This window comes from Echinicola marina (assembly GCF_020463795.1).
In the GTDB taxonomy this organism is placed as follows: domain Bacteria; phylum Bacteroidota; class Bacteroidia; order Cytophagales; family Cyclobacteriaceae; genus Echinicola; species Echinicola marina.
Genome location: NZ_CP080025.1, coordinates 3,309,605 through 3,328,863, shown reverse-complemented (window position 1 = coordinate 3,328,863; position 19,259 = coordinate 3,309,605). Strand labels below are relative to the sequence as shown.

The window sequence follows — 19,259 nt, the reverse complement described above, 5'->3', positions numbered from 1 at the left end:
ATATTGACCGGAGGAATAATTTTTGCGATGTTAACAAATGCCAGTCTAAAGAATTACTAGTTGACTAACGGTATATTGACCTAAAATCGATTTGCCACTTACCCCAAAGGGGTAAAACATACGTAAACGTCATATTACAAAAAATCCCCACGACCCCAAAGGGGTCGAACAATGTCCCAAAACAAAGCCATCCTATTGGTTGATAGATCAAAATTGGGAGTCAGGAGACTCCCAGTATTAATCGTTCCAAGTCACCGCTACGCTAAAGACTTGGAACAGCGGGAACTTGATCGATCCCGTCCGACTAAAATATCAAATCACCCATTACCAAATCCCAAGTCATCCCTGACTGCTCATCAAAAGAAAAACATTATTTGACTGAATTTGGCAGAATTATATTATCAAACAGCCCACATAGCTCTCTAGCCTTTTCCTAGTAGATACCTTGGGTATTCCTTGGGGATACGTTACCTACAGGTAAATTATTTCTTGGAAATATGCAAATTTAAAGGATTCAGTAACAACCAAATAAAATTTGGACGTTCCCTAGACGTTCCCTAGACGTTCCCACGATGTCTCCTCTATATGCCCACTATACCTCCTCTATGGCCTATACTTGAATAGTATTTTTAAGGGATGTTTTTAGGTATTAAATTGAGGTATTGAACAAGCCCAACAGCAAACGTGACCTATAAGCCTAAATGGACCAGCCCAATAACCGGGAGAAATATGGCTTGATTGTTGAATTTTCAGAAAATTCTCTTAAGTGATGGTGCTATATCTATTACCTTGCCATCAATAGTATACCTTACTCCTTTGTATCCATCTCCATTAGGAGTGACAAGCTTATAAAGTTCTCCCGTTCTGTAATAGACTCTCAGGGTATCAATCAATATTCCGTTTTGGAAAGTCCCTTCTTCTCTAAGCTTCCCATTACGATAGTAATCCATTACTTTTCCATTGGCAAGGTTGTCGGGACTACAAACAAAATACTTAGGTGGTATATTGGGGGTATTTCCAATCGATTTACTGGGCTTTATCCAAACTATACTTTGCAGTTGAGACAGGTTGAAGGTATCTCGAACTGTTTCTTGTGTACTGATAGATATATTAATTGGTGCTTCTGAAACAGCTCGGCAGTCTAGAATATAATTGCCTGTTTTGGGAAGTGTAATAGTAGGCCCAGGCCTTCCTACATAATTTCCCCCATTATATTTAGTAGCATCTACTATCATCCAAAACACCCTGCTTTTCGCAGGTTCTTCCGTACATGGATCAATAAATACAGGACTATAAACAATTTGTCCAAATGCAACTTGGGACCATATTAGTCCTAAGATTAAGAATAACGTTTCCATTTTTTTTGTCATTAATATTAAAAGTAAACTATATGGATAACTGTGGACAACATGGCCTTATTTTACCCATATCTAAAAAGGGTTCACGGCCACTGGAATTACAAATTCCAAAGATAGCCAGGAGTTATCACAGGCTACACCTATTCGGGCATCATATTATATTTCTAGCAAGTCAGACATCCATCATTGGGAAACTGCAAATTCGCTTTTCAAAAATATTGCTTGTATGTATCTGTAATCTTAACCGCTCATTTCTTCGTTTATATTAATCCACGCCAACAATCCTATAAGAATCGTAGCTTTGCTTCGAGCACTGCCCATTGTTGATTTCATACATATTGTTATACAGCTTTTAATTTAGTTCTTTGCTAAGATGTTCCTCAATTACAGTATGTATTTTAGTATTTCCACCCTCTTTATAGAATGAAACTAATCCATCTGGATTAACAATTATGTGCTTAGGAAATGATTCACCTAAAATTGTCGCTACTTCAGTTGCTCCAATTGATTGATAATAGTTGAACGCTCTCCTTGTCAAGAATTTATTTACCTTATCAACTGAATCCCATGCGATTGCTAGAAATTCTATTCGGTCATCTGACTGATACTTTTCAAAAAGTTCATTTAACCCAGGCATTTCACCAATGCAGGGTCCACAACTCGTTACCCACCAATTGATAACTAAATACTTTCCCTTAAAATCATCAATACTAATCGTATTCCCATTGAGTGACGTGACTTGGAAGTTGGGCATTTTTTCTCCTAACTCAACTGCTTTTTCATTCTTTCTGACGATCATCACCTTCGATGATATATTACCATCTAGCCATCTGTAACGCACTTTATCAGAGCCTTTTTCGTATTTAATGAATACCGAAATCTTCTTTGAGGAATTATCATATTCTAGCGTGAGCGTATCAATCAAGTTCCTTGTCTGAATATCTGAAGGAGAAAGTGTACTAAATTTTAATAGTTTTTCGTTATTCAACAATGCAATCCAATACCCATCATTCACGCCTTGTGTAAATCCGCCAAATTTAACCTGTAGCGAATCAATTTGAGTGTCTAATATAGATTGAGTAACATTTTTTAGATTAATTTGATCCTTGATAAAATCAATTTCCACCGGAAACCCCTGATTCAATTGTGCTTCATCTAAATCACTTTTTTGTTGGGAAAAAGATGTGACTGAAATCAATAATAGTAAAGCACTTGGTATTAGTATTTTCTTCATGAGTATCTTATACTGTATCACGAGCTTATTTAGGCAATTTGCTTATATCGCCTAAGTTTAAATTTTCAAAAAAGCCTTCCAATTTATTTAATATCTATATCCGCAATTGCACCAGTAAATATTAAAAGGGAATCGAAACAATCCTTTTGATGAAAGTAGCAATTACTTCAGTCTTCTGTCTTCCATCTTCCGTCTTCCGACCACTTCATCAATGGATTTATGGTTACTGGCATCACAGCGGATAATCAGATTATTTAAAAACACATTATCAATTTACAAACACTTAATTAACATCTGTAAATGGACATATTTCTTAAATCTAAGAAAAACTATGCTTATAAAAAAAAACACCACATGCAGGGTATCATTGACTTATTCTCAAATAAATTTTACTAGCTACCTAATCATTATTCCATTCTATATCCCCCAATAGCTTTATCAAAGGGTATGGGCCAGGACATTTTTAAATTTTTCATTTAAGTTGCTGATATAGACTTTCCTTTTTACCAGCTCATGAAGACTCGCCTCAAAGGTTCGGGTATCCCTCAATTTGGGAAGGGTGAATCTCCCCTTCGCAATGGAAGCACTTATCAGGACATTGAAGAAATTATAAAGTAAAATCAGCTTTTGTAAAAAATCAGTTTTCACAGTCTTAAAGCCCATCTTCCGGGCCGTTCTTTCATTAATGATATAGCTTGTCCCACGGATAATCATATCATCCGATTGCTGGCTTTCTATTTCTTCTATCAAGTGCAATAGCCCCTCCAGATATTGCTGGATAATCAATCGCTGCCGCTCTTTGCCATGCAGCTTCCCATCGATCACAAACACATAATCGAATAAAGTTCCCCCATGAATTTGAACGATTCCATTTTTTGGCTTTTCCGATAAAAACAGCAGGGAATGGTACCTCAGTTTTCCGCTTTCCCTTAAGGAAGGCACATCAAAAAAGGGAGCAATGATGGACAAGACGATCGTAAAGACCAAAACCCCAATAAGGTAAATCCCCGTAGACCATGAAACCCAAAAGACCAGCAGCACCAGCAGCAAGGCCGCAAAACCAATCAAAAACTGAATTTGAATTTGTTGCCCCCGAGACTTGATATAATACCTATGTTCCAAATTTCCGCCCTATTTTATATTTCGCTTTAAATACAACCTCTCTTGTTCATGGGCAATACTTGATCCCATATTTAGATTCATAGCCTAGGTGTAGATGGCATCTACACCTTAATATCTTCTTTATCCCTATCTAGCATCTTCACCTAAGCTGGCCATTTGCAATGGCCTATATCCATGACTAGCAGTTTATCACAAGCTGTATTACCCCAATAATCCACTTTGATAAGGCCTTTTATTCCCTCATAATTACTTGCACTTGAATTATCTTTTTCAACCCATCCTACTACTTGGAATCCAGCAAACAAGGTATATCTTGTTTGCTATAGTATTTTTGAAAATAGCTCAGGCCTACTGGAATTACAAATTTCAAGGATAGGAAGGTGTAGTCACAGACTACACCTAGTCGGGGTTGCATTAGTGCTTTTTAGTCAACAAAGGTTTCTTTCATTACCTCTTTGCATTTTCCAATTTCCGTTTCGGTTAGGTTTTCAAAAACTCGGATTATTCTGGTTTTGTCAACTGTCCAAATTTGGTCAATTGCAACCATTCCTTTTTTTCCTTTGTGTTTGACCGAAACTCGAGTTGGGTATTTTTTTAAATTGGTAGTCATTGGAGCAAGAACTATTGTGTTCAGGTACTTATTCATTTCATTTGGCGAAATGATTACACAAGGTCTTGTTTTTTTTATTTCGCTTCCAATGGTCGGGTCAAGGTTGACAAGAACGATTGAGTATTGTTTTAAATCCATTCCTCAAGATTTTCGTCTTCGAACATATCGTTCATCAGCAACTTATCGTCTCCGTTTTCACTCATTTTTTTAAATTCCTTTTCCCAATTTTCCCTAGGTAAGGCAATTGGTTTGAGAATGATTTGTCCTTTTTCAAGAATAAGTTCCACTTTGTCCTTGATGTTATATTTTTCCAAAATGGTCTTACTTAAACGAAGTCCTTTTGAATTTCCGATTTTGATTATTGATGCTTCCATAAGCCCTTAAATGTTATTACAAAGTAACTACATTTTATTAAAGTATCAAAATTCGTTCCGTATTAATGCCAACGGTTGGACTATGAGCAGTTGGGGATTTTACCCCACTAAACTGTCTGATAGCACTGACCTTTGATTTAAAGAGTTAAGTTTCAAAACAGCACTAAAACCGCTATTGCTTATACACAATGTGTGCAGTTTTATTTATTCATTTGCTCTGAACTTGGAATGTTCACAATTCCACAGCCTTCAACTAACCATTGATTATCTACTTTCTTTACTTTTACAGTAACTTTATACTCTTCCCAGTCAATTCCGCTAAAAATTAAAAAATTAGAATTTGGTTTAATCTTATCAAGTTGAAAACCCTTGTCAGGAAAATCATTTCCATCTAAAATTGGGTCGAAGCCTAAACCATAATCCGGTTCCTTTTCATATGCTTGGTTGATTATTTGAGTTAAGTTTGATTTAAAACTATTTGTCGAAAGCTTGTTAGAGTTTACCCATTCTATAATCCCTAGCGCCTCATTCATTTTCATTATGTTTTTTACATAGCCGTTAATAAACTCATCTGCCAATTTAGATTTTGGATTGTCTATTTGGTCTTCATATTCAATTATTGCCCATTCTCTTTTGGTCATAGCATTGATTAAAGTAGAATCATTTGATGCTGAAATCAAGAAACCATTCTCTACTTTGAATTTAGAGTGGGGTTCTTTATTATATAATGCTGTAATATTTTCCGTAATTAAATCACATCTCGGACAGCCAGTAATTGTTCCGTCATTAAAATAGCCAATTAATCCACCATTTGCATAAAACAGAAATCGTAAATTTCTTTCTTGAGTTTCTTTATTGGCTATTGCCTTTGTTGGATGGATACTATCATTCAAAATAGTATCTTCTTTTAGACTTGCACCCTCATTGTTAGATTTATTCTTTTGAGCACAACTAGCCCAAAAAAGAGCAATACTTAAAAATAATATTCTGAAAGTGTTCATTTTTTGTTCTAATTGCACACGACGGTCTCGTGTATGAGCAGTAGCGGATTTCAAGCCACTAAACTGTCAGATAGCACCGACCTTTGATTAATAGTATTATGTTTCAAAATATCACTAAACCCGCTATTGCTTATACACAATGTTGGGCAATCGTGCTTTTTCTTTTCTGTCTGTGCGTTGGCTCAAACACACTCTTTGACAAGCTTTGGCTGGTGCGTTGGCTTTGAGCGGCTTGGCAATGTGTGTGGCTGTTGAGCGTTGGAGTCATTGGTTATCTTATTTCAATTATTTCAACTTCACTGTTTGTGTCGCCTATTGTTACCCTGTCTCCAATTGTTCTACCTTTTATTGAAGCAGCTAAAGGCTTCATAATATTTACAATTTGCACTCCATCAATAATTTCAGCACCATTAGTAGGATAGTCAACCAATTTCACTTTCAATTCCTTTTCATTACTAAGGAATTTGATTTTAACTGTGCTATTAAGTTCGACTCTATTGTCAAAGAGAGAGTTTGGAATGAATTCTACTCGTTCTACTACTGGTTCTTGGTCTTTTTTCGAATGCCGTTTAATTATAGACCATTCAGATTCGTAATAATTATTATCAACTGGTTTTCCATTGGCAGTAAAACTTTGGAATACTAATCGACTAATGTCATTGTAGATATCTAAAGGCAAGACATTGTATTCTATACGGTCAAAATCATTGTAAATTACTTTGTAGCCTTGCAAGTGAAGTTGCTCCCGTGTCGAAATGTTTTCGGTCAAATGGGCTTTGAATTTTCTACGACCATTCTCATTGAAGTAAATGCCAATGATTTTTTCATTTTCAACAGCTTCGATATGCACCAACTCGCCATCTTTATTCAATCCATTCATATACTCTTTCCCAATTCTCCTTGAAAGAAGTATTGGAATATGGACTTTATTGACATGACCTGATTTATAGCATTGTAGAAGAAAACCTGTCTGGTAAATTTCTTGTATTGGAATTACATAATCAGCTTCCAATGGCTCTTTATCTGTAAGAATATATATCCCTGATTTAAATAGGTTGAAGTATCGAAGTATTTTATCTGTTCTTGGTCGTGAATCAATCGGTTCAAATTGTTCTTCGGAAGTTTCTTCATCATATGCGTCAATGACTAAATCTGAACTTTGCACATCTAATGAATCATCCGCTCTTAATTCTTTTTCCTGTTGAATATTAGATTCCTGGTAGCCATAATCTGAAAGGGGTTCTATCTCTTTCTCTTCAAATATAGGAATCATATTCCAAAGGGGATCTAATGCTTTCTCTCTGTTGGTGTAATACTCATAGCCACGAACTCTAAAGAACTGCCAACCGCATCTTTCAAGTACTTTTTGGCGCATTATGTCTTTTTGATGCTGTTCGGGGCCATGCCATTTATCACCATCACATTCTATGGCTATTTTAGTTCCATCAGGTAATAGAGCAACCATATCAATCTTGTATCGACCTTTCGCCACTTCGTATTGAGGAATTATGCTAAGTTGCTTCCTTACAATATCGTTGTAAACGTCAACTTCAAACCAACTGTCGAAAGGCTCAGGTTGTGTACCCATTCGCCTTTCTATTGGCGTGTTGAAAATCGGTTGATAGGAGTTGTAATTTTTGAAATGGTCTAATAGCTTGTAACGTAAATCATTTGTATTACTCAAATCGTCCAACTGAACCGAATGGAATAAATAAATCTGCTCTTTGGCTCGACTTACTGCAACATTGAACCGTCTTTCGTCTTCTGGTTTCACAAGTGCTGACCTATTGTGATTGTGAGCAGTAACCAAGCTTAAAAAGATAATATCCCTTTCATCACCCTGAAAGGATGAAGAGTTTCCGCAAACAATTTTACGCTTATGAAATTCCTTTTCTCCAATTCTTTTCAGGAGTAGGTTTTCAATCACACTTGCTTGCTGATTTCCCTGAAGGGTTATCACTCCGATTGTCTTCCCATTATAGTTTTCGTCTTCGACTAACTTCCCAATTGTTTCAGCAATGTGATTTGCCTCTGGCTCATTTATAATTCTTGCTCCTCTGCCTTCTGTGTAGCCATTGGGACAAAACTCTGCCATCAATGGTTCAAGACGATTTTCTGAATATTGTTTAAGTGGATAAAGCCCTTTTCCATCAGGTGCATAAAAATGACGATTTGAAAATTCAATTATTTCAGGCATGCATCTGAAATGTTCTCTAAGAACGGTAACTCCATCACAGAAAAATTTAGCATGGTCGAAAAAGCTGAACTCTGTACCGTAATAATCAGAAAACGGGATTCCATTTAGATGTCGCTTTATGTGAGGTGTCATAGTGTTTGCATCCACACCAACATATTCAGGTGAAGTCTGCTTGTCATCTCCAACGATTATAATATTCTTTGTAATGTAGAGTAGGAATATCGCATCAGGCCCAAGTTGACTGGCCTCATCAATAATTACATAGTCGTACATTTCTTGTTCAGGCTGTATCGTTTCGGCAACCTTGTATAAAGGCATAATCCAACAAGGAACAGAATCTTTGCAATGTTCCATTTCTTGTTGAGCAATTTTCCGAAACTTCATTGCTCTTTTTCCTTTTCCTGACTTACCAATTTTCTTTACTGCCATTACCCACGCATCTAAATGCTGTCTTAAAGAGCGGTTTTGTTGTAAACCTTCAACAACTTTATACCATGCTTTCTTTGAAGCGAGTTTTGCAGTCAGCTTTCTTTCCTTTAGTTCTAATTCATTTAGTTTCTGAATGAGTCGGTTTTCATAATTCACATCCATCAGTTTTTCAAGCTGGTGTTGTGCATTTCTGAAGTAAATCGCTTTTTGTAGTTTTTTAAGATCAGGCACTTCAAAAGCAGCTTCTTTTATAGATTCAAAAAGTTCAGGAAAATTTACCTTTACTTTATTTTCTATCGCTTTGAAGACCTTAAAATTATTGTAATCAATTCTAATTTCCTTAATTTCAAATAAAGTCTCTTTGAACAGATTTGGATCTATCTTTTCAAACGAGTCAAGAATCTTATGTTTTATTGGGTGAACATTTATGCCATTAAGAATTACTTTTGATTTTTCAATTTCTTCTTTTAATCCCTCTAAATCCCAAAGCAATTGATTGTATTCTACTTCGTAAAGTAATGCTTCAATCTCCTTTAAACTAATTCTATCCTTTTTGTTATTTAGAGCAGGTATTTCAGTTATCTCGGACTTAAGATTTGAGGCTACTTGTATCGCATTTAATACCTTAGTTACATTTTCACGAATTTGGGAATAAAAATTCCTTTGGATTGCATATTTTGAGCTTCCAGAATTTTCGCCCCAAATTTCTGCAAGCTCTTCAAAATCTTGACTTAGTTCTAAATTTTTGATTACCAATTCAAACTCTTGAATTGTGTCACATGGACTACCATTAACTAAGACATTTTCTACGAAATATAATCTTTCCTTAATCTCATTAGGTAAAAGTGGTTTCTTAAGTTTGAATATGAACCCAGACAAAGTATTGCCTTCTTTGAGATAATTTAGTAAAATCTGCGCATCATACTTTAATTGCTTTATGCTCCTCTTTTGCAAAAATTCAATTTCTATATCACGGTCTATTTTTTCAAAATCAAACTCCCGAATTTTCTTTAGAATTCTATCAGTACTCTGGATTTTATAAGTCCATTTTCCTTGTTGGTTATTTAAGTAGCTTTCAACAATATCTTCTTTAAAGGAAAGATTTATCGATTCAATTTTACTGAAAGTTTCTAATAGCTCAGAAAGTTTGCTTTTTAATTTTTCGTAGTCTTGACTAAATATTGACCTGTGATCATTCTTTGTTGGATAGGTTCTTGAAAATTTATCGAATTTATCCCTATAAATCATCAAATTTTCCAGAGAAATCAATCTTTCAGTTTCCGGAATTTCATAATTATACTCAATGGTATCAACGTTTTGATAGTAATTTTTCTTTTGTATATAGTTCCCAAAATCCTCTATTGCTTCAAAATCTTGGATATCCTGAAAAGAATCTTTATACCAGGCAAAATTTTCCACATCCTGCTCTAATTGCTCAGCAATTTCAGTTAAAGAACCTTTGTATTTCTCGTTAATCTCCTGTTTTCTAATGGCTTTCTCTTTTATTTTAACAAGAACGGTAGATGTTTCAGCGATTAACTCCCTTGTTTTCTTTAACTCATTTTCAAACTCATTAATTTCTGTTTGATACTGGGACAAATTAGCTCTTGACAATTCATCATTTATAGCATTGACACTTGATTGTAAGTCTTGGATGGAAGATGAATCCCCACTCAAAAGGTTTACTGCCAAATCCTGAAATTCAGGTGGAAGCTTATCTTTTAGAACTTCCAATGCTCTTTTTGTATAGGCGGTAATTAGAACTTTTTTACCGTTTGCGAGCAAGTGACAAATTAAATTGGCAATAGTGTGTGACTTTCCTGTACCTGGAGGGCCCTGAACGAGAACCTTATTGCTTCTTTTGGCTTTTTCAACTATCTCTAATTGTTCATCATTGTATTCCTTAGGGAAAAATATTGGCTCAATCTGTGAACCATTTGATGAGTTATCAGGTGAATAATTATCATCTTCAATATTTGGGTGGATGCCTATAAGGTCATTTATTGTCGGAATTTCAAGGCTATCCTCACCATTTTCAATATTCTCTAATATCTTCTCATATAGAGCGGTAAAGCTTCGAGTATTTCTTTTTCTAAGTAAGAGAGCTGGGGAAAAAGTGATATTTGGTTTTGAAGGTGTTCTATTTGGCTTTTCAATTAAATGGTTATAGCTACCATCAGGAGAAACCCTTTCTGCAAACATTTGTAGGGCATCTTCTGTGTTGCTAAAAATTGTTTCAATATTTTTCTCTTTAATGTAGTTTTCTACAGCCTTTTCGGCATCTATGATGTTTTGCGAATCAAACTGATCAAATAAGTCAAGGATGGAATCAGTTTCAATTTGGGGTGCAGATTCTAAGTTTGGTGAAACGAAAATTTGTGAGTCCTTTTGAGAGTACTCGAAGTTAATATCGACTCTTTGGGTTAAAATATGTCTGAAAATCTTCGGTCTTTCATCATTCTCCTTGAAGTTCAATAGTCCGACACCAACAACCAACTCGTACTCTTCTCCAAATTGCTGGGTTTTGTTGAATATTCGGAATAGTTGTTTGTAGACAGAGTTTAATTTTTCATACTTCTCATGTTCAATTCTGTATGCTTCAATTTTCTCGTTATATTCTATGAGGTCATCAATCCATTTTTTGTCAATGTATTGCTGTAATTCTTTTTCAAGGTCTGGGAAATCTTCAATTGAAAGAGTTTCTCCATTGATTTCAAGTGTTTCCTTTAACTTGGGTTCATCTTCTTCATTTAATAATGTTGGCCTGTCAATCCATTTTTCCAAGTTTTCTGTAAGCTTGGCAAATTCTGGTTTCGCTGGCTCTTTAGGCTTTCTTACTTTTAACCAATAGTCATTGTCTTCATTGAAGTCGGGTCTGATAACGTTTTCAAAAAGCTCATTATCGGGAATGTCGTTCAGCCAAAATTTCTCAGGATATTGTGTTTCTTGAGCGTCAATGTCGCGGACAGGGTTACTTCTAAGTTTCGAGAACTCTTTGAGGTAATTAAATATTTGTAAGTATTTATCCTTTTTCATTTCACTCAATTCTTCCTTTGCCATTTTATCAATTTCCTGTCGAGCGTTGGCAAAAATTCGGGCTCTTTTGGTTTTTTGCGTTTGGCATTGTGTGTCGGCAAAACCAAATGTGCCTGAATGTGCGGTCGGCTTTTTGCATGTTGCCCAACTTGTATATCTATAAACCAAAGGTTTAAAAAGCCCCTGCCAGTTGTTGGCTTGGTGTACCTTTGGTGAGTTTTATTTTAAAATATCCTTTGGACATATCCTCCAAAACTAAAAAATTCTTATTTATTAAAAAATACCCCATCTGGGGTATTTTTGACTTATTCCTAAATAAATCCCACTAGCAAACAATTACTTATTCCGCTTATTGACCACTTCTAAATATTCTTTCAGGTATCGCTGGTCATTTTCATCACTGTCCCCATAGCCATTTCTTAGCTCGGTCAGCTTCTTATGCATCATTTCCTGCACCTCTGCATAGGCGGGATCATTATAGATATTGTGCATCTCCTCGGGATCCTTTTCCAGATCATACATTTCCCATTCATCGATATCATAGTAGAAATGCATCAGCTTATACCTTTTGGTGGCCACCCCATAATGGCGCTTCACCATATGCACGGAAGGATATTCATAATAGGTATAGTAAATGGCATCCCGCCAGTCCTTGTCCTCCCCACTCACCAAATGCCTGAAGGACTCGCCCTGCATCTCGGCAGGAACCTCTACCCCTGCATAGTCTAGGAAGGTAGGTGCAAAATCCAGGTTCTGTACCAACTCATTGATCTGGGTACCGGCTTTGATTTCCTTGGGGTACTTCACCAATAGCGGGGTCCTAAAGGACTGCTCATACATAAAGCGCTTGTCAAACCAGCCATGCTCGCCTAGATAAAAACCTTGGTCGGAAGTATAGACCACAATGGTATTTTCTGCCAAGCCATTTTCCTCCAGGTAATCCAGCACCTCTCCCACACCATCATCCACGGACTGAATGGTCCTTAGGTAATCCTTGATATAGCGGTTAAACTTCCAGATGGCCACCTCATCTTCCTTGTCCTTCCCAAAATCAACTCCTTCACCCTTATTAAAGGCCTTTTTGAAGGCTTCGTTTTTGGGATCATAAGCGGCATTCCAAGCGGCCAATTGCTCGGGATTGAACCTGGCCAGCTCCCGATGGAAGCCCGTGCTATCACCATTGGGAGCTACCACCATCTTAAAATCATGGCCCCACCTCGCATGTCCATCCACTTCCATTTCCTGGGTCTTGGCCGCTGTGCCCCGACCATTATAGTTGGTTTTCTGGTCGAAATAGTTGGCCGGTGGATCAAAAGTCTTATCATCAAAAAGGGTCAGGTATTCGGGTGCCGGCTGCCAGTTTCTATGGGGAGCCTTTTGGTGGAACATCAGCATAAAGGGCTTCTCCTGGTCCCGGTCGTTTTTGAGCCAGTTCAGGGCGGCATCGGTGGTAATATCGGTCACATAGCCCTCAAACCTTTTTCGCTCCCCATCCACAATAAAGTCGGGATTATAATAATGTCCTTGCCCCGGCAATACCATGGAATAGTTAAATCCCTGTGGCAGGCCTGCCAGGTGGATCTTGCCGATCAGGGCGGTCTCATAGCCATTGGCCTGGAGCTGCTTGGCAAAATTGTCCTGCCCCCAGTCGAAGGGCTGCACATTATCCACCTTGCCATTGATAAAGCTGTGCTTCCCGGTAAGGATCACCGCACGGCTGGGCGCACAGATGGAATTGGTCACATAAGCCCTATTGAAGATGGCCCCTTCTTGGGCTATCCTATCGATATTGGGCGTTTCGTTCAGTCCATGTCCATAGGCACTGATGGCCTGGTAGGCATGGTCATCGGCCATGATAAAGATGATATTGGGCTGTTTGGCTTCGGTATCTTCCTTGGCCTGTTGGCAGGAAGCCAGGATGCTTAATAAAAGTAGGGAAAGGAGAAGATGTTTTTTTGGTTTCATAAAGGCCAGGGGTATTGTTAAAGTAATTTTTATCTGAATTATTGTGGCAACTAATTTAACAATTAAAGTTAATGTATATCCGCAATTGCACCAGTAAAGGTTAAAAGCGAATCGAAATGTTGGTTTTAGTTAAAATATCAACTGCTTCGGTCTTTAGTCTTCAAACTCCCGACCACTTAAGCAAAGGATTTAAGGTTGCTAGCATCATTGCGGATAATCAGATTAAAGTTAATGTCATTGATAAAAAGCAATTGATTTACCCTTTTACCCTTAAGCTGAGTGAAGAAGTACACAGTTTCTAATAATCTTTAGCATTGAACCTTTTTTTAATTTATTCGTCAAATCTACCTTGGTCGGTAGACAGGCTTGCCTGTGTCTTTCCCTACCCACTTCTTAAATTTCTTAACCTCCAAAATCTGCAAGACGGATCAAATTTCCTGTCAAATATGTAAGTAAAAAACAGTAATCAACTGTATTCTGCTAGCTTCCGCCATAACGGATCAGTCCGCCCGCTTTGGTATTTTTGAAAACAATGTTTTCGTATCACAGATCCCTTAAAGAGGCCCTGCCCTGAAGGGGCAGCATATTGACAACCCGGCCCTGCCTTATATAAAATCTATCACATTATGATCGCTATCATAGGCAGGGCCGGGAAAAAACTAATCCAAACTTCCAGCTTTAGCCGACTTATACAGAAAAGAGAAGCAAGACCTTACCGCTAAAGCCAAATTCCCTTTGCTATGCCCACCCTTTTAAAAACCAAAAAAGGCAGCTGATTCGTCAGCTGCCTTCCTTTTAATTCTTTAAACACCTCTACCAGAACATGGCATAAAGCATCACCAAAATCAAGATAATAGCAAAACTACAGATATTGAAGATGGGTTCGGTTTTGAACAGGTTCTTGCTGATGATAATCGCTTTGGGATGGTTCTTGCCATTGGTTTCCAAATGACTAAATACCACCATAAAGATCATGGTCAGGATCCAGGTATAGAACATCTGGTCCATAAATGGCAGATTTAGGAAGAAGGCACTTTCTGACCAACCATTAGGGGCCACCTTAAAGTAGAAGGCCAATGGAATGGAAATCAGCACACCCCAAATGGCGGCTTTGTTGGTGGTTTTCTTCCAGAACAAGCCCAGCATAAACACCGCCAAAATCCCTGGACTCACAATACCGGTATACTCCTGGATATATTGGAATACCTGTCCCAAGCTCTTCAACTGGGGCGCCAAAATCACGGCAATCACCAAGGCAATAGAGGCTGAAAGCCTACCTACATTTACCAGTTTTTGCTCGGAAGCTTTTTTACCGAAATAAGGCTTAAAGATATCCATGGTAAAGATGGTTGCGGTAGAGTTCAGCATAGAAGCCAAGGAGGAAACAATGGCTGCCGCCAGTGCCGCCAGTACCAAACCTTTCAAACCAGTAGGCACAAACTCCTTAATCAACCATGGCGCCGCATTATCATTGATAATAGCCCCTGTCTCACTGATAAAGGAACCATCCGTGTACATTGCTCCTACAGCTCCATCAGGGCTACTGTTCAAGACAAAGGCCACAATACCCGGAATAACGACGATCAAAGGAATCAATAGCTTCAAGAAAGCCGCCAAGACAATCCCTTTTTGGGATTCTTTAAGGCTTTTGGCTGCCAAAGTTCTCTGGATAATATATTGGTTGAAACCCCAGTAATAAAGGTTGGCAACCCAAAGCCCTCCTACCAATACAGCAAGCCCTGGCAGGTCCCACCAAGCATCTTTACCGTTCGGTGTGATGATCTCCCCTTTCTCTAGGATCATAGAAAACTTCTCAGGAACCTTCTCATAAATGGTCACCAGGCCATCAATGATCCCACCACCTTCAGTCACATGGGAAAGGGCGATGATGGTCGTGATAAAACCACCTGCGACAAGCAATACTACCTGCACCACATCTGTCCAGGCAACAGCTGAAAGCCCTCCATAGAGGGAGTAGGCAGCAGCAAATAGGGCCAAGCCAAAAATACAGTAGGTAAAAATAGAGCCGGAACCATCACCGATAATGGTGTCCAAGGCCGTAGCACCTAGGTATAGTACCGAAGTAAGGTTGACAAATACAAAAAGACAGATCCAGAAGACTGCCAAAATACTTTTTAAGGTAGTGCTATAGCGCACCTCCACAAACTCCGGAATGGTATAGAGTTTTTTCTCAATAAATACCGGCAGAAAATACTTTCCGACAATCAATAAGGTCAGCGCTGCCATCCACTCATAAGAGGCAATGGCCAGTCCTACGGCAAAGCCGGAACCGGACATCCCGATAAACTGTTCGGCCGAAATATTGGCTGCTATCAATGAGGCACCAATTGCCCACCAAGGCAGTGATTTACTGGCAAGAAAATAGTCCTCTGAAGTTCCTCCTTTTCCTCTGGAGACCCACAGACCAATACCGATAATGATCAGTCCATAAGTGATAAAGATTATTTTGTCCCAAATGGCAAATTCCATAAAATAGTTATTGTTGAATTGATGTTAGTTAAAATCAACTACAAAGAAGGGTATTAAAATTCGATTTTAATATTAAAAATCGGTTTTAAAATGCCACAATTCATTCAAAACACAACTTAATCCGCCTCTACTCAACATGCAATAGATCAACTTGAGCATAGGGTCCTTTAATCATTTGTTCTTTTAGTCATAGCAATCCAGCGCTATTTTGGACTAGAGATAAATATATACCGTCCTCTCAATACATTGATTATACACAAAAATCCAAGCGGATATTAACTTGAGAAATACCGACCAATAAATATAAGCAAGGCACAGCCCTGACAAAGCTAATCCAAGCGCAGCACCATACCTTCCTCTAGCAGCTTTTGTTCCAATCCTTGGTAATCTACTGCCTGCACGGAAGACTTTGCATCGATGGCCAATACTGCAGTAGCCGCAGCAGACTGGCCCAAAATCATAAAAACAGGCTCCATCCTCACCGAGCCAAAGGCCGAATGGCTAGCGGAAACACATACCGGAACCAATAAGTTTTTACATTCTTCCTCTTTAGGCAAAATAGATCCAAAAGAAATGGAATAGGGTTGCTTAGGGTGAACACCTATATCCCCCTCATTTTGCACATGGCCCTCTTCGGTAAGGTAGCGCTGTACATTATGGGAATCTATGCTATAAGACCCCATCCCAATGGACTCCTTGACTTCCTTTTTGCCCATCACCTCTAATTCTGTCATCACGTCCTGCCCCAGCATCCTTCTGGCCTCCCTGATATAAAGCTGATGTGGCCAATTCCCATTATCGGTAAATTCATCCTTGGCCAGTCCCCAATCCTGCATACGCTTTCTCACCTTTTCCGGCACCCGATCATCATTGGAAACAAAATAAAGCAGTCCCTTTTGGTAGCGTTCATGGGCTGCAATTATTTCCCTGCGCTCTTCATAGGAAGCCTCAGGATAGGCATAGTTTTGCCCGATAAAATCCGAACTGAATGGGCCGTGATTATTGGTATCTGTCTTTCTGTTCGGAATGGCATCAAACTTATTGAACCATTCATCCCAGCCTGTCTCAAAGACCCTGGCCAAAAGCTCGTAATGGGCCGGATCATAATCTTCCGGCTTTGGAAAAGGAACTCGGTTATCTGGATGATTGCTCATGCAAAGCCTGAAACAATAGGCCTGGATCTTATTATCTCCCTGACCATTTTCCCCATATTCAGTGGCTTGAATATAGGGCAAAAGACCAGAGCTGGGATCTCCCTTTACCAAATAGGGATCTACAGAACTTTTGAAATGGTGACCATGATGAAAGACTTCCTTTTGGATCCCGTTCCATGTTTCTCCATACTGCGCATTGGATTCCCGGCCAATATGATAGGAGACCTTTGATCCCGCCATCAAATCCCCCTCATATGTGGCGTCAATAAATACTTCTGCTTCAAAGCGCTTTCCAGAGAGCATACTGATTTTTTGGATTTTCCCTCCTTCCATTTGCACCCCATTTTCCCTGTCCAACCATTCATCCCGAAATACCTGAATATCGTTTTCAGCTATCAAATCCTCAAAAACCTGCTCAGCCACATGGGGTTCAAAAATCCACATGGTGCGGTTTTCCCCGTCAATGGCAGGTGTACCCTGTCCTTTATTCCCATATTCCTCAGGCTTCTGCCATTTCCAAGTCTCTTCTTCCTGATAATATTGGTAAATTCTATGGTAAAACTCCCTGGCCAGGCCACCAATGGTTTCCTTCTTTCCAGTATCCGTAAAACCTAGACCCGATGAGGATAATCCCCCCAAGTGTTTATCTGGGGACACTATAATTACTGATTTTCCTGATTTGGCTACTTCCACAGCAGCCATCACTGCAGCGGAAGTTCCTCCATAAATGACCACATCTGTCTTATATACTTCCTTTTGTATAAAGGGATATCCTGAGAAACTTATAAAAAAAGCAAATAATAAAAACAGGGAGGTTTTCATGGGTTATTATTAATTAATCGGAGATAAAAACTAGTTAATCAATCATTTAAGCATTGAAGATATCAAATGCGTTCAAAATTCAGTCAGCTATATCCAATTAATTAATAAAAGTCCTAAAAAAAGGTTTCATTCTTCTAATAGCCTTGGTATCCAGTCTTTGACTAATCTGTGGGATCAAAGACAGCTCCAAAGTATTAAAAGCTGGGGATTCTACTATTGACATTGAGGAGGAAAAAAATGCCAACTGTTCAGGGCTAGGTTCAGTTGAGGGCCTTGGCAAAATTTCCTTTGTCTGTTTGGATGGAGAACAAGCAGCCAGTAAAAGCAGCAATACGATTGAATAAATTCGATAAGGCATTATTTTCATTTCTCTTAATCAAGTTTCGACTATCGATTTACTGGAATGGTGACGATAAATGATTCATTTCCCTTTTTACAAGCCACCCCTATCATCACTACATCATCATCTTGAGTATAGACAAAAGGTCTTTCCATTCAGTCTGGTTTAATCAAACTTCCATCCTTCATCTTGATCACCTTTGGCATCAACTCAAATTCTTCCGCTTTTTCCCAATGGATCCCATCCGAAGAATTCACCAAGCCTATAAAGCCGTGGGCATGAAAGGTTCCAAAGTATTTGTCCCGCTTCTTATCATACCAAAGGGACATATCCTCTGTATCTAGATAATCTATAACTGGTTCAGATTGGATCTCAAAAGGCCCTATAGGGCTATCGCCAATGGCCATGGCCTGGTTTCGGATAAACCTGGTTTCATTGGGCTTGTCCCCTTTTATGATCAAATAATATTTACCGTCCTTTCCCTTATCAATGGCGGGGTTGACAGTCAATGTACTAATAGGCCCTGAAGGCGCTATTAAGGGCTTATCGAAGCGCTTCCACTCTCCATTAAGGGTTTCCGCCACTGCTACACCGGTTCTTTGGTTAGGCCTAAGGGTTTTCCAGTTGGGGTGTGAATATCCTGTTTGACTGGTTTCCATCAATTCCTCCTCTGTATAGTCCTGTCTTTCTCCCAAATTGGTAGAAATATAGTAGAGGTAATATTTGCCATCAAAATACTTGATCTTTGGATTGTGGGCAGTGATGGCATCCCAATACCCCTTTCCCCTTCCTTCCAGCACAGTCTCTTTATAAGACCAAGGGCCACTTGGATTGGGAGAAACAGCATGGGCAATTTCTGAATACAACAACCAACCTGTGAAATTGGTAGCCTTTGGCCATCTACTGTAAAATAGGTGGTAAAGGCCATCCTCACCTTTTAGGATGGAACCTCCCCAATTGAAATAATCTTCGGTAAGAAAGATATTTTCTTCGCTTACTGACTGTAGGTGATCCTGAATATGTAGTTTTTCTTTAGAATCTTGGGCAGTCCCCTTTTGGAGCCCAATTAAGCCTATTAAAACTATAAGCAGGGCGGTTTTCTGAAAATGTGTCAAATCAATAATATT

At 38.6% G+C, this 19,259-nt stretch carries 11 protein-coding genes; all 11 read right to left on the bottom strand.

Going from position 1 to position 19,259, the window contains the following annotated elements; genetic code table 11:
• Positions 1-749: 749 nt before the first annotated feature.
• Entirely contained in the window at positions 750-1,358 is a 609-nt protein-coding gene (locus tag KZP23_RS13660) for a toxin-antitoxin system YwqK family antitoxin (protein ID WP_226332277.1), read from the bottom strand.
• Positions 1,359-1,710: 352 nt separating this feature from the next.
• Positions 1,711-2,592 carry a TlpA family protein disulfide reductase gene (locus tag KZP23_RS13655; RefSeq protein ID WP_226332276.1) on the bottom strand — a complete coding sequence of 294 codons (882 nt, stop codon included), beginning with the start codon at positions 2,590-2,592 and terminating at the stop codon, positions 1,711-1,713.
• 438 nt (positions 2,593-3,030) lie between these two features.
• Positions 3,031-3,714: a hypothetical protein gene (locus KZP23_RS13650; protein ID WP_226332275.1), complete on the bottom strand. Its 684-nt coding sequence runs from the start codon at positions 3,712-3,714 to the stop codon at positions 3,031-3,033.
• Between the two features lie 424 nt (positions 3,715-4,138).
• Entirely contained in the window at positions 4,139-4,462 is a 324-nt protein-coding gene (locus tag KZP23_RS13645; protein WP_226332273.1) for a type II toxin-antitoxin system PemK/MazF family toxin, read from the bottom strand.
• Positions 4,453-4,698: an AbrB/MazE/SpoVT family DNA-binding domain-containing protein gene (locus KZP23_RS13640; protein ID WP_226332272.1), complete on the bottom strand. Its 246-nt coding sequence runs from the start codon at positions 4,696-4,698 to the stop codon at positions 4,453-4,455. Before KZP23_RS13640 ends, KZP23_RS13645 begins: the two co-directional genes overlap by 10 nt.
• A 200-nt stretch (positions 4,699-4,898) precedes the next feature.
• The gene (locus tag KZP23_RS13635; RefSeq protein WP_226332271.1) at positions 4,899-5,699 is read right to left on the bottom strand and encodes a hypothetical protein; all 801 of its coding nucleotides are present in this window, start codon (positions 5,697-5,699) and stop codon (positions 4,899-4,901) included.
• Positions 5,700-5,970: 271 nt separating this feature from the next.
• On the bottom strand, positions 5,971-11,529 hold the full coding sequence (locus KZP23_RS13630; protein ID WP_226332270.1) for an AAA domain-containing protein: 5,559 nt from the start codon (positions 11,527-11,529) through the stop codon (positions 5,971-5,973).
• Between the two features lie 168 nt (positions 11,530-11,697).
• Positions 11,698-13,326, bottom strand: a complete 1,629-nt coding sequence (locus KZP23_RS13625; RefSeq protein ID WP_226332269.1) for a sulfatase family protein — start codon at positions 13,324-13,326, stop codon at positions 11,698-11,700.
• Positions 13,327-14,139: 813 nt separating this feature from the next.
• The gene (locus tag KZP23_RS13620) at positions 14,140-15,816 is read right to left on the bottom strand and encodes a sodium/sugar symporter (protein WP_226332268.1); all 1,677 of its coding nucleotides are present in this window, start codon (positions 15,814-15,816) and stop codon (positions 14,140-14,142) included.
• A gap of 329 nt (positions 15,817-16,145) precedes the next feature.
• Positions 16,146-17,792 (bottom strand): FAD-dependent oxidoreductase, encoded by a 1,647-nt coding sequence (locus tag KZP23_RS13615; protein ID WP_226332267.1) that lies wholly within the window; start codon positions 17,790-17,792, stop codon positions 16,146-16,148.
• 495 nt (positions 17,793-18,287) lie between these two features.
• Positions 18,288-19,247: a glycoside hydrolase family protein gene (locus KZP23_RS13610; protein WP_226332266.1), complete on the bottom strand. Its 960-nt coding sequence runs from the start codon at positions 19,245-19,247 to the stop codon at positions 18,288-18,290.
• Positions 19,248-19,259: the final 12 nt, after the last annotated feature.

Coding starts and splice junctions, on each gene's coding strand:
- KZP23_RS13640 (WP_226332272.1), bottom strand. CDS start 4,698: ATGGAAGCATCAATAATCAAAATCGGAAATTCAAAAGGACTTCGTTTA.
- KZP23_RS13620 (WP_226332268.1), bottom strand. CDS start 15,816: ATGGAATTTGCCATTTGGGACAAAATAATCTTTATCACTTATGGACTG.
- KZP23_RS13655 (WP_226332276.1), bottom strand. CDS start 2,592: ATGAAGAAAATACTAATACCAAGTGCTTTACTATTATTGATTTCAGTC.
- KZP23_RS13660 (WP_226332277.1), bottom strand. CDS start 1,358: ATGGAAACGTTATTCTTAATCTTAGGACTAATATGGTCCCAAGTTGCA.
- KZP23_RS13625 (WP_226332269.1), bottom strand. CDS start 13,326: ATGAAACCAAAAAAACATCTTCTCCTTTCCCTACTTTTATTAAGCATC.
- KZP23_RS13615 (WP_226332267.1), bottom strand. CDS start 17,792: ATGAAAACCTCCCTGTTTTTATTATTTGCTTTTTTTATAAGTTTCTCA.
- KZP23_RS13635 (WP_226332271.1), bottom strand. CDS start 5,699: ATGAACACTTTCAGAATATTATTTTTAAGTATTGCTCTTTTTTGGGCT.
- KZP23_RS13645 (WP_226332273.1), bottom strand. CDS start 4,462: ATGGATTTAAAACAATACTCAATCGTTCTTGTCAACCTTGACCCGACC.